Below are 12,029 nucleotides of genomic sequence, written 5' to 3' on the forward strand. Positions count from 1 at the left end.
CTCAAGAGCCTCCGGCGCGGGGCGCCGATCGGCTATAATTTCCCCTTTTTACGAAGCTATAAAAGATCGACATGGAAGCGGAACGTCTCAACGCGATCGAAGCCTCACTGGCGGACCTGCGCACGCGCGCGGACTCGCTACGGGGGTATCTTTGACTACGACGACAAGGCATTACGTCTGATCGAAGTCAACCGGGAACTCGAAGACCCGGACGTCTGGAACGACTCGAAGCACGCCCAGGCCCTCGGCCGGGAAAAAAAACTGCTCGACGACACCGTCGGCAAACTCACGTCACTCGATAACGACTTGCGCGACGCGCAGGACCTGTTCGACATGGCCCGCGAAGAAGGCGACGAGGAAACCCTCCTCGCCTGCGAATCAGACGCGCAAGGCATCGAACAACGTGTCGCCGACATGGAATTCCGCCGGATGTTCGCGAATCCGGCCGACCCGAACAACGCCTTCCTCGACATCCAAGCCGGCGCCGGCGGCACCGAAGCGTGCGACTGGGCGTCCATGCTGCTGCGCCAGTACCTGCGCTACTGCGAGCGCAAGGGCTTCAAGACCGAAGTGCTGGAACAGACCGAAGGCGATGTCGCGGGCATCAAGAACGCCACGATCAAGATCGAAGGCGAATACGCATACGGCTTTCTGCGCACCGAAACCGGCGTGCACCGCCTCGTGCGCAAGTCGCCGTTCGATTCGTCGGGCGGCCGCCACACGTCGTTCTCGTCGGTGTTCGTGTATCCGGAAATCGACGATTCGATCGAAGTCGACATCAATCCGGCCGATCTGCGCATCGACACGTACCGCGCGTCCGGCGCGGGCGGTCAGCACATCAACAAGACCGATTCGGCCGTGCGGATTACGCACATGCCGTCGGGCATCGTCGTGCAGTGCCAGAACGACCGTTCACAGCACCGTAACCGCGCCGAAGCCATGGCCATGCTGAAATCGCGCCTGTACGAAGCGGAAATCCGCAAACGTCAGGCCGAGCAGGACAAGCTCGAAGCCGGCAAGACCGATGTGGGCTGGGGTCATCAGATCCGCTCGTACGTGCTGGACAACAGCCGTATCAAGGATCTGCGCACAAACGTCGAAATCAGCAATACCAAGAGCGTGCTCGACGGCGACCTCGATCCGTTCATCAGCGCCAGCCTGAAACAGGGCGTCTAAGCGCAACCGGCGCGGCATGCCTGACATCGCCGCGCCGTATCCTTGCATCTTTGTTATAGCGCCTGAGGTTTTTACTGACTGGCCACCCGCATGCGGACCATCCTGGTGCGGGCCACCGAATACCAAACCATCATGACCGAACCGACCCAGCCTAATGCCGCGCCCGAGGGCGACGACAACAAGATCATGGCCGAGCGCCGCGAAAAGCTGCGCGAACTGCGTGAGCAAGGCGTCGCCTATCCGAACGATTTCCGCCCCACGCATCACGCCGAAGATCTGCAAGCGAAATACGCCGAGATCGACAAGGAAGCGCTCGAAGCGAATCCCCTCGAAGTCGCGATCGCCGGCCGCATGATGCTCAAGCGCGTGATGGGCAAGGCGAGCTTCGCAACCGTGCGTGACGGTTCGGGTCAGATCCAGTTCTTCATCACGCCCGCCGACGTCGGTCAGGAAACGTACGACGCCTTCAAGAAGTGGGACATGGGCGACATCGTCGCGGCGCGCGGCGTGCTGTTCCGCACCAACAAGGGCGAACTCTCGGTGCGTTGTACCGAACTGCGTTTGCTGTCGAAGTCGCTGCGTCCGCTGCCGGACAAGTTCCATGGCCTCGCCGACCAGGAAATGAAGTACCGCCAGCGCTACGTCGACCTGATCGTCACGCCGGAAACGCGCAAGACCTTCGTCGCGCGCACCAAGGCGATGTCGTCGATCCGCAAGTTCATGGCGGACGCCGACTTCATGGAAGTCGAGACGCCGATGCTGCACCCGATTCCGGGTGGCGCCGCGGCCAAGCCGTTCACCACGCACCACAACGCGCTCGACATGCAGATGTTCCTGCGCATCGCGCCGGAACTGTATCTGAAGCGCCTCGTGGTCGGCGGCTTCGAGCGCGTGTTCGAGATCAACCGTAACTTCCGCAATGAGGGCGTGTCGGTCCGCCACAATCCGGAATTCACGATGATCGAGTTCTACGCGGCGTACACCGATTACAAGTGGATCATGGACTTCACCGAGCAGCTGATCCGCCAGGCGGCGGTCGATGCGCTCGGCAGCGCGACGATCAGCTACCAGGGTCGCGAACTGGATCTGGCCAAGCCCTTCCATCGCTTGACGATCAGCCAGGCGATCCAGAAGTACGCGCCGCAGTACACAGACGCGCAACTTGGCGACGACGCATTCCTGCGTACGGAACTGAAGAAGTTCGGCGTCGATGCTTCGCAGCCGCAGTTCCTGAACGCAGGCGTGGGCGCGTTGCAACTGGCGCTGTTCGAAGAGACCGCCGAATCGCAGTTGTGGGAGCCGACTTTCATCATCGACTACCCGATCGAAGTGTCGCCGCTGGCACGCGCGTCGGATAAGTTCGATGGCATCACCGAGCGTTTCGAGCTGTTCATCACGGGCCGTGAAATCGCCAACGGTTTCTCGGAGCTGAACGATCCGGAAGACCAGGCCGCCCGCTTCAAGAAGCAGGTCGACCAGAAAGACGCCGGCGACGAAGAAGCGATGTTCTACGACGCCGACTACATCCGCGCGCTGGAGTACGGCATGCCGCCGGCTGGCGGTTGCGGCATCGGCATCGACCGTCTGGTCATGATGCTGACCGACAGCCCGAGCATTCGCGACGTGATTCTGTTCCCGCATCTGCGCCGCGAAGACTGATCGTTGCGTGGTTCGTAAAAGAAAAACGCCCGGCTTGATGTCGGGCGTTTTTTCTTGCGGTGCGTGAAAAACACTGGCAGCCGAAAGCTGACAGTTTGTAACCATCGGTAAAAAGCGCGTATTCCCCGCTGGGCCGGGGTTTTCTTAAGTTGCTGCGGACCCGCAAGGAATCAGGCGCCCCGCTGCGCTGCGCGCGCTTTGACGCGAAAGCGCTGCGATGATTGCCCGGAAATGGTTACAAATTGAAACCCTTGCGGGATCGATTTGCCCGACACTCAGTCTCAATAACAGTCGACTCTGCTCCAGACGGAGGCCAATATGGATAATCCAGATACCAAGCCCACGCAACAACGTCGTCTTCACCCGCTCGTCGCTACTGCTGCGGGCGCAGTGATCATCGCAAGTCTTGCCGCGACAGCGGCCGTCACGGGCCTGTTCCCGAAGGCGTCGAGCAGCGGCTCGCAAACCGATCAGACCCAGGCTGCGCAAGTGAGCGCCCAACCGGGTGTGGTCGATTCGGCGGCGCCGGCAAATCCGGCCGCTCAACAGGCAGCCGCGCAGGCCGAAGCGCAACAGCAGGCAGCGCAGCAACAGGCGCCTCAACGCGCTCCGGCGCCGACACAGCAGCAACAACAGTACGCTCAACAGCAGCAGGCACAGCCGGCACCGCAGTACGCCCAGCAACAGCCGTCGCAACCGGCCTACTGCTCGACCTGCGGCACGGTCGAAGGCATCTCGGCGGTCCGTCAGGAAGGCCATGGCACGGGTATCGGTGCGGTCGGCGGCGCCGTGGCCGGCGGCGTAGTCGGCAACCAGTTCGGCAGTGGCAACGGCCGTACCGCGATGACGGTGCTGGGCGCCCTCGGTGGCGGCCTGGCCGGTAACTCGGTCGAAAAGCACATCCGCAGCACGACGTCGTATTCGGTGCGGGTGCGGATGGAAAGCGGCAAGACGCGCTACTTCACGTATCACGAAGCGCCGCCGTTCCAGCAGGGCCAGCGCGTGCGGGTCGAAAACGGCACGCTCGTGGCAAGCTGACCACCTGAAGATTCTCCAGGCGTTAAAAAAAGGCGATTCCAATGGAATCGCCTTTTTCTTTGCCGCAGTCGGAGCGGAATCAATCGCGCCCCGCCGCCACGGAACCACCGAGCATACTGCCCGCTCAGTAATCCGCGTCTTCGATCCATGCAGCCTGAATCGCTTCGAGGATCTTTTCGTTCGACCGGTTAGGATCGTCGTCGAAACCTTCCAGCTCGGTGACCCAACGGTGCAAATCAGTGAAGCGCACCTGCTGCGGATCGATGTCCTGGTGCTTGTCAGTCAGGGCCATCGCGATGTCTTGCGTATCGGTCCACTTCATGGCTGCATCCTCCAGTTAGTGATTTTCCTTCGCGTGATTGATCGAGTAGCGCGGGATCTCGACAACCAGATCCTGCTCGGCCGGCACCATCGCCTGGCACGACAGACGCGAGGCCGGTTCGAGCCCCCACGCCTTGTCCAGCAGATCGTCCTCGTCTTCCTCGGACGGCGTCAAGGCGGCGAAACCCTCACGCACGATCACGTGACAAGTCGTGCACGCGCAGGACTTCTCGCACGCGTGCTCGATTTCGATGCCGTGTTCGAGCAGATTGTCGCAGATGCTCTTGCCGGGCACGGCATCGATCACCGCGCCTTCCGGGCACAGTTCGACGTGGGGCAGCACAACGATTTGAGGCATACATTTTCCGTTTGGGTCTGCGGCACGGCGGCCGCAAACAGGCTCCGTACCATTTTACTGGCGCCACGCGGACTTTTTAAGTCCGTGCGGCGCGGTTCATTGCCGGCTGGCGCGCATCGCGCGGCCACGCCGCAAGACGCTCAAATCTCGTCGAGCTTGCGGCCGGCCAGCGCGCGGCGAATGCCCTTGTTCATGCGGCGGGCGGCGAATTCGTCGGTGCCTTCGGCAAGCGTTTTGGTCGCGGCTTCGATTGCGTCGGCGTCGTCGCTTCCGGCGATGTTGCGCAATGCGGTGAGCAGCGTGTCGAGTTCGGCGCGTTCGCTGTCGTCGAGCAATTCGGCGTCGGCGGCGAGGGCCGCGTCGGTGGCTTCGACGAGACGGCGCGCTTCGACTTGCGCTTCGCGCAGCGCGCGAGCACGCATGTCGACTTCGGCGGTCGAGAAGCTTTCTTCGAGCATGCGGGCGATGTCGTCGTCGGCGAGGCCGTAGGACGGCTTGACCACCACCGACGCTTCCACGCCCGAGCCCTGTTCACGTGCGAACACGGACAGCAGGCCGTCCGCGTCGACCTGATACGTGACGCGAATCCGCGCCGCACCGGCCGCCATCGGCGGAATGCCACGCAGCTCGAAACGCGCGAGCGAACGGCAATCGCTGACGAGCTCGCGCTCGCCTTGCACGACGTGGATCGCCATGGCCGTCTGGCCGTCCTTGAAGGTCGTGAAATCCTGCGCGCGAGCGACCGGAATCGTCGAATTGCGCGGGATGATCTTCTCGGTCAAACCGCCCATTGTTTCGACGCCGAGCGACAGCGGAATCACGTCGAGCAGCAGCCAGTCGTCGCCGTCGGCGCCGCGATTGCCCGCGAGCAGATCGGCCTGGATTGCCGCGCCGAGCGCGACGACCTGATCTGGGTCGAGGTTGATCAAAGGCGGCTGGCCGAAGAACGACTCGACCGCGCGGCGGATCACCGGCATGCGCGTCGCGCCGCCGACCAGCACCACGCCCTTGATGTCCTTGGTCACAACCTTCGCGTCGCGCAGTGCTTTTTTCGTCGGCCCAAGCGTGCGCTGAACCAGTGCCTGAGTGATGGCCTCGAAAGTGGCCTCGTCGACCGTCAGATCGATCTGGGTGCCGTTCGAGAGCGTTGCCTGCACCTTCGCATTCGGTGTGTCGGACAACGCCTCCTTGGTCACGCGTACGCTGTCGAGCAGCAGGCGGACGTCTTCCGGTGCGAGCGTTTGCGGCGCGATGCCCGCCTGCTCCAGCACGTGACGATACAGGGCATGGTCGAAATCGTCGCCGCCGAGCGCGGAATCGCCGCCCGCCGCGAGTACTTCGAACACACCTTTGGTGAGCTTCAGAATCGACAGATCGAAGGTGCCGCCGCCGAGGTCGTAGACCGCGTAGAGACCTTCGGAACCGTTATCGAGGCCGTAGGCGATCGCGGCCGCGGTCGGCTCGTTCAGGAGACGCAGTACGTTCAGGCCAGCGAGACGCGCGGCGTCTTTGGTCGCCTGGCGCTGCGCTTCGTCGAAATAGGCGGGCACGGTAATGACGGCGCCGACCAGTTCGTCGCCGAGTGTGTCTTCGGCACGCTGGCGCAGCGTCGCAAGAATTTCCGCCGAGACTTCGACCGGGCTCTTCACGCCGTCGACGGTGCGGATCTGCACCATGCCGGGCGCGTCGATGAAATCGTACGGCGCGTTCTCGGCGCCTTCTACTTCCGCCTTGCCGCGGCCCATGAAGCGCTTGACGGACACGATCGTGTTGCGCGGATCGGTCGCGGCTTCGGCCTTGGCCGTGCGGCCGATGCGGCGGCCGCCCTTTTCCAGGTAACGCACCACCGACGGCAGCAGCGCATAGCCGTCTTCGTCGGGCAGCACGTCCGGCACGCCGCTGCGCACGGCGGCAACGAGGGAATTGGTGGTGCCGAGATCGATACCGACCGCCAGACGCCGCTGATGGGGCGCCGGCGCCATGCCGGGTTCAGAGATTTGCAGTAGGGCCATCTGGATCTTCTCGGAGCCGCTGGGCCCCGTCCTGAATTTTTGCGTTGCTGGATGTATTGCTACGGCTGTTATCGCTGCGTATTCATGCGCGGCGGCACCGGGCCGCCTAACCGCTAGTTCTCGAGCCGCTCGATCTGCGTGCCGATTTCCGACGCCACCCGCTCGATGAACATCAACTGCCGCACTGCCTCGCCCGCCGCCTGATTTGCGCCGCTGTCGAGCAGCGCGCCGAGCTTGTCGAACCGCATGCGCTCTTCGTCGCGCAGTTCGGTCAGCAAGGCGTCGAGCGCGTCGACGTTCTTCGCCGCGGCCGCGTCTTCAATGCCTTCGCGCCACTCCATCTGCTGCATCAGGAACGCCGGCTCCATCGCCGTGTTGTCATGCGCGCCGACGTCGATGCCGCGCAGGTGCAACAGATAGGTCGCGCGCTTCAACGGATCGCGCAGCGTCTGATATGCCTCGTTGGTGCGCGTCGCCCATTGCATCGCGATGCGCTTTTGCGCGTCGCCGGCCGCCGCGAAGCGGTCCGGATGCACTTGCGCCTGCACCGTGCGGTAGGCGTGATCGAGTGCCGCTGCGTCGAGCGCGAATTGCGCCGGTAGATCGAACAGGTCGAAGTGGCTGTCGTTCAGCGAGGCCATCGGATAAAAGGAGTCCGTTCAGGAAAGCGCACCGGAGTGCAGGCTAAAAACGCGGATCGAAAGCGCTGTGGAGACTCGCCTGCGGATTCAGCGACTAAGTCAGCCGAAAAAACCAACCCGGATGCGCGGATGAAACTAAAAAGGCGGCACGCGCCGCCTTTGATCCGCTGCACGCGGAGTGAGCCGATTTACACGCGGAACGATTCGCCGCAACCGCACTCGTCCTTCACGTTCGGGTTGTTGAACTTGAAGCCTTCGTTCAACCCTTCGCGTGCGAAGTCGAGTTCGGTACCGTCGATATAAGCGAGGCTCTTCGGGTCAACAATGATCTTCACGCCGTTGCAGTCGAACACTTCGTCTTCGGGCGCGAGTTCATCCACGTACTCGAGCTTGTAGGCCAAACCCGAGCATCCCGTGGTGCGCACGCCTACGCGCAGCCCGACACCCTTGCCGCGGCGAGTCAGATACTTCTGGACGTGCTGTGCTGCCTTTTCGGTCAACGTAATTGCCATAGCGTTTCTCATTGCGCCGCGCGTGTTCGTCACTCCTGTGCCTACTGACGCGCTGCTACCCTGCCTGCTTCAAATATCGCTCATGCCGGACGGTGTTTTTTGCTCGCACCGTCCGCTTCGACTTACCCAAATGCGCACTCTAACGAGCACCCACTCGCCGCTTACGCGTGTTGCTTGTCGCTTTCGACGACTGCTTCACCGTGACGTTGCTTGTAGTCGGCGACCGCTGCCTTGATCGCGTCTTCCGCGAGGATCGAGCAGTGGATCTTCACCGGCGGCAGCGCCAGTTCTTCGGCGATCTGCGTGTTCTTGATCGACATTGCCTGATCAAGCGTCTTGCCCTTCACCCATTCGGTGACGAGCGAGCTCGACGCAATCGCCGAACCGCAGCCGTACGTCTTGAACTTCGCGTCTTCAATGATGCCGTCCGCGCCCACGCGGATCTGCAGCTTCATCACGTCGCCGCATGCCGGCGCGCCGACCATGCCGGTGCCGACTGCATCGTCGTCCTTCGCGAAGGAACCAACGTTGCGCGGGTTTTCGTAGTGGTCCAGAACCTTGTCGCTATAAGCCATGATGACACTCCTTGATCCGTTTCAACCTGCAATTTGCAATTCGATAAATTCGACGTCGTCCAAACTGGCGCGTCAGTGCGCTGCCCACTGGATCGTCGAAATATCGATCCCGTCCTTGTGCATTTCCCACAGCGGCGACAAGTCGCGCAGCTTCGAAATCTTGGTCTTCAGCAGGTTGATCACGTAGTCGACATCCTGCTCGGTCGTGAAACGGCCCACCGTGAAGCGGATCGAGCTATGCGCCAGTTCGTCGTTACGGCCCAGTGCGCGCAGCACATACGACGGTTCCAACGAAGCCGACGTACACGCCGAACCCGACGACACCGCCACGTCCTTCACTGCCATGATCAGCGATTCGCCTTCGACGAAATTGAAGCTGATGTTCAGGTTGTGCGGCACACGCTTTTCCATGTCGCCGTTCACATACGTTTCTTCCATCTCCGACAGGCCGGCCAGCAGACGGTCGCGCAGCATGCGGATGCGTTCGTTTTCCGTTGCCATTTCTTCACGCGCGATACGGAACGCTTCGCCCATACCGACGATCTGGTGCGTAGCCAGCGTGCCCGAACGCATGCCGCGCTCGTGACCGCCGCCGTGCATCTGCGCTTCGATACGGATACGCGGCTTGCGACGCACGTACAGCGCGCCAATGCCCTTCGGACCGTACGTCTTGTGCGCCGAGAACGACATCAGGTCGACCTTCAGCTTTTGCAGATCGATCGCGATCTTGCCGGTGGCTTGCGCCGCGTCGACGTGGAAAATGATGCCCTTTTCACGGGTGATCTCGCCGATCGCCTCGATGTCCTGGACCACGCCGATCTCGTTGTTCACCGACATGACCGACACCAGAATCGTGTCCGGGCGCAGCGCGGCTTTAAACTTTTCGAGGTCGATCAGGCCGTCGTCCTTCACGTCCAGATACGTGACTTCGAAGCCTTCGCGCTCGAGTTCGCGGCAGGTGTCGAGCACAGCCTTGTGCTCGGTCTTCACCGTGATGATGTGCTTGCCCTTGCTCTTGTAGAAGTGCGCCGCACCCTTGATCGCGAGGTTGTCCGATTCCGTTGCGCCCGAGGTCCAGATGATCTCGCGCGGATCGGCATTCACCAGTGCGGCGACGTTCTCGCGCGCTTCTTCGACCGCGCGCTCCGCGGCCCAGCCATACGAGTGGCTACGCGACGCGGGGTTGCCGAACTGCTCGCGCAGGTACGGAATCATCTTGTCCACCACGCGCGGATCGATCGGCGTCGTCGCGCTGTAGTCCATGTAAATGGGCAGGTGGAGAGTGTCGTTGTTCATCAATTGCTCCGGGGACGTCATTGCTCTGGCTTCTGGTTTCCTGATCAGGCTGCGGTGCGTTCAGATTGCCGCGCCTAGGAACCGGCCATGTTGAAAACTGAATTAGGCCCTTTCGGCACGACGCGTGCGGGTTCGACCGCCGGCGCCTCGTTGCGCCGGTCGCGCAACACCGCCGGCGCGCCTTCGCGCGAACGCTGCTGATCGACCAGATCTTTCAGGGACACCGAATCGAGGTACTCGACCATTTTCTGGTTCAGCGTGGACCACAATTCGTGCGTCATGCAGTGGCCATCGTGCTGTTTGGTGCCCTCGCACGAGCCCTTGCCGCCGCATTGGGTGGCGTCGAGCGGTTCGTCGACCGCGATGATGATGTCGGCGACGGTCACGTCTTCAGCACGGCGGGCCAGATTGTAGCCGCCGCCCGGTCCGCGCACGGACTCGACGATTTCGTGACGACGCAGCTTGCCAAACAGCTGCTCGAGATAGGACAGGGAGATATGTTGGCGCTGGCTGATACCTGCAAGCGTCACCGGGCCCTGCTCCTGGCGCAGCGCCAGGTCAATCATCGCCGTGACGGCGAAACGGCCTTTCGTGGTGAGTCTCATATGGTGTGGGGACCGCAATTCTCGACAAGTTTGGTCAAGTATAAATACATGACTGAATTAGTCAAGTATCCCTATCGTGATTTGGGTCATTTGCTTAATTGCTGGATAAGCCGGTCCAGACTTCGGCGATGACCCGCCAGTCTTACGTGATCAATTGGGGACGCAACGCTGCGATCAGTCCACGGCAGGCTGCTTCGCATTGATCCAGTACCTGCTCGAACCCTTCGGCGCCACCGAAATAAGGGTCGACGACTTCACGGGCGCCGCCCCAGCGGCCGTCCGTCTCAGGCACGAATTCCATCAACAGACGGATTTTGTCGCGCTGCTCCGCCGGGCAGATCTGGCGCAGCGCGGCGACGTTTTTGTCGTCCATTGCGATCAGCAGATCGAAGCGCTCGAAGTCGGCTGCCGCGACCTGGCGGCCGCGCAAGGCGGCCAACTCATAACCCCGCTGTTCGGCCGCATGCTGCGCGCGGTCGTCAGGCGGTTGGCCGATGTGCCAGTCGCCCGTGCCGGCGGAATCGATCAGAATGCGCTCCGCCAGCTTCGCCTCGTCGACCAGACGGCGCATCACGCCTTCCGCGGTCGGCGAACGGCAGATGTTCCCCAGGCAGACAAAGCAGACAGACACGGTTTTCATCAGAGGCTTTCGGACGCTGAACGCCCGCGGATCGGCAGTTAGGAAACGGTGGCGCGATTATACAAAGGTCGACCAGATCGCGCCGGAGGCTACGCGCGCTCAGGGCGCCGCTAAGACGCTTAAGACGCTTCAGCCGCCGGCATTGCCGTGACAGCGTGCATGGGTTTGGCCGGCAACGTCGTCGTGTTGTCGACCATGCCGTACGAGACGGCGCGCGCCAGTTCCGCGGTCAGTTGGTCAGCCGCGAGCGGAGCCTGCGAGGCGCGCGAAGCCGCGTCGCCGCAAATGTGCAGATAGGCAGCCGCAGCAAGCGGCACAACGATGGCGAGGGGCCAGTACACCGATATTGTCTTTTTCATGATGTGTTTTCTTCCGATTAGGGGCTCGTGAGTTCGTGACCCACTATGCCCAGTCGAAATGCTATAGGAATTTACAATCGGGAAAAACCTACTGGCGCGAGATACAGCGTTGCGCTGGGTGGAACAGTCCATTAACTGGCCTGTCTCTGCCGCGTACGACGCTGACCTGCGTCATGGCATGAAAAAGAATTCCTTACAAACGAATACAAAGCTGGTGCGACGCTTAGCGATAATAGCTGTCTTACAGATATGAAATCTTCGCACTGGTCGTTCCAATGAAACGTATTGCTCCACTCGCCGGTTTGATGGTCGCTGCTGCGTTGCTAGCCGGCTGCGCGGTCTATCCGGACGGCTCGCCGATGGCCGGCTACGGCGGCGGTTACAGCGGCTATGACGGTTACGATGGCTATGCCACCGGCGTGCCGGTTGTGCCGCAGACCAACGTCTACATGGGCTACAGCAATTACGGGGGCCCCGGTTACTACGATGGGCCCGGCCGCTATTACGGGCCCGGGCCCGGCTATCGGGGCTACCCGGGTTATCCGGACCGCGGGCGGCCGAATAACGGCAACGATGGAAACAACAACCGGGGAGATAACGGCTGGCATGGTCAGCCGAACGGCGGCGGGCAGCATGGGGGGCCGCCCCCTCAAGGTGCGGTTGGCGGGCCGAGAGGACCGAGTGGATCGAATGCTCCGCGGCCGGGAGCAGGCAACCCACCGCCGCCTCCGCCACAACAGGCAGGCAACAACGGTAGTCGCGGCAATGGCGGGAATTCGCAGGCCAGAAGCAATAACGGCCGCCAGCCAGGGATGACGGACCATTGATCCGGCGGGG

The 12,029-nt window shown here is 62.1% G+C and carries 14 protein-coding genes; 4 read left to right on the plus strand and 10 right to left on the minus strand.

What is annotated here, in order from left to right:
- Positions 1-71 precede the first annotated feature (71 nt).
- The 3 genes from prfB (at position 72) to BM438_RS06895 (ending at position 3,873) form a co-directional block, all read left to right on the plus strand.
- A protein-coding gene (prfB, locus tag BM438_RS06885; RefSeq protein ID WP_143131658.1) for a peptide chain release factor 2 occupies positions 72-1,176 on the plus strand; the annotation gives its coding sequence in 2 pieces (ribosomal slippage) (positions 72-152 and positions 154-1,176; 1,104 coding nt in all).
- Positions 1,177-1,308: 132 nt separating this feature from the next.
- Positions 1,309-2,835, plus strand: coding sequence for a lysine--tRNA ligase (gene lysS / locus BM438_RS06890; protein WP_093633657.1), 1,527 nt, complete (start codon positions 1,309-1,311; stop codon positions 2,833-2,835).
- Positions 2,836-3,153: 318 nt separating this feature from the next.
- Positions 3,154-3,873: a glycine zipper 2TM domain-containing protein gene (locus BM438_RS06895; protein WP_093633552.1), complete on the plus strand. Its 720-nt coding sequence runs from the start codon at positions 3,154-3,156 to the stop codon at positions 3,871-3,873.
- Positions 3,874-3,997: 124 nt separating this feature from the next.
- Here BM438_RS06895 and iscX read toward each other — a convergent pair whose 3' ends face one another.
- From iscX to BM438_RS06945, 10 genes are all read right to left on the minus strand, one after another.
- The gene (gene iscX, locus BM438_RS06900; RefSeq protein ID WP_007181290.1) at positions 3,998-4,195 is read right to left on the minus strand and encodes a Fe-S cluster assembly protein IscX; all 198 of its coding nucleotides are present in this window, start codon (positions 4,193-4,195) and stop codon (positions 3,998-4,000) included.
- A 15-nt stretch (positions 4,196-4,210) separates the two neighbouring features.
- Positions 4,211-4,552, minus strand: a complete 342-nt coding sequence (gene fdx / locus BM438_RS06905) for an ISC system 2Fe-2S type ferredoxin (RefSeq protein WP_012433562.1) — start codon at positions 4,550-4,552, stop codon at positions 4,211-4,213.
- A 140-nt stretch (positions 4,553-4,692) separates the two neighbouring features.
- Complete coding sequence (gene hscA, locus BM438_RS06910) at positions 4,693-6,564, minus strand: Fe-S protein assembly chaperone HscA (RefSeq protein WP_093633553.1); 1,872 nt, start codon at positions 6,562-6,564, stop codon at positions 4,693-4,695.
- A gap of 113 nt (positions 6,565-6,677) precedes the next feature.
- Positions 6,678-7,205: a Fe-S protein assembly co-chaperone HscB gene (gene hscB, locus BM438_RS06915; RefSeq protein WP_093633554.1), complete on the minus strand. Its 528-nt coding sequence runs from the start codon at positions 7,203-7,205 to the stop codon at positions 6,678-6,680.
- A gap of 188 nt (positions 7,206-7,393) precedes the next feature.
- Complete coding sequence (gene iscA, locus BM438_RS06920) at positions 7,394-7,717, minus strand: iron-sulfur cluster assembly protein IscA (protein WP_028199494.1); 324 nt, start codon at positions 7,715-7,717, stop codon at positions 7,394-7,396.
- 161 nt (positions 7,718-7,878) lie between these two features.
- Positions 7,879-8,292 (minus strand): Fe-S cluster assembly scaffold IscU, encoded by a 414-nt coding sequence (gene iscU / locus BM438_RS06925; protein WP_093633555.1) that lies wholly within the window; start codon positions 8,290-8,292, stop codon positions 7,879-7,881.
- A gap of 72 nt (positions 8,293-8,364) precedes the next feature.
- On the minus strand, positions 8,365-9,588 hold the full coding sequence (locus BM438_RS06930) for an IscS subfamily cysteine desulfurase (RefSeq protein ID WP_093633556.1): 1,224 nt from the start codon (positions 9,586-9,588) through the stop codon (positions 8,365-8,367).
- A gap of 74 nt (positions 9,589-9,662) precedes the next feature.
- Complete coding sequence (iscR, locus tag BM438_RS06935; RefSeq protein WP_028199491.1) at positions 9,663-10,193, minus strand: Fe-S cluster assembly transcriptional regulator IscR; 531 nt, start codon at positions 10,191-10,193, stop codon at positions 9,663-9,665.
- Positions 10,194-10,335: 142 nt separating this feature from the next.
- Positions 10,336-10,833 carry a low molecular weight protein-tyrosine-phosphatase gene (locus BM438_RS06940; protein WP_093633557.1) on the minus strand — a complete coding sequence of 166 codons (498 nt, stop codon included), beginning with the start codon at positions 10,831-10,833 and terminating at the stop codon, positions 10,336-10,338.
- Between the two features lie 119 nt (positions 10,834-10,952).
- Entirely contained in the window at positions 10,953-11,192 is a 240-nt protein-coding gene (locus BM438_RS06945) for a hypothetical protein (protein ID WP_093633558.1), read from the minus strand.
- A gap of 275 nt (positions 11,193-11,467) precedes the next feature.
- On the opposite strand from BM438_RS06945, the gene BM438_RS06950 reads away from it, so the two are divergent.
- The gene (locus BM438_RS06950; protein WP_093633559.1) at positions 11,468-12,019 is read left to right on the plus strand and encodes a hypothetical protein; all 552 of its coding nucleotides are present in this window, start codon (positions 11,468-11,470) and stop codon (positions 12,017-12,019) included.
- The last annotated feature ends 10 nt before the right edge of the window (positions 12,020-12,029 follow it).

Origin of the sequence: Paraburkholderia aspalathi (assembly GCF_900116445.1) — a bacterium.
Lineage (GTDB): Bacteria > Pseudomonadota > Gammaproteobacteria > Burkholderiales > Burkholderiaceae > Paraburkholderia > Paraburkholderia aspalathi.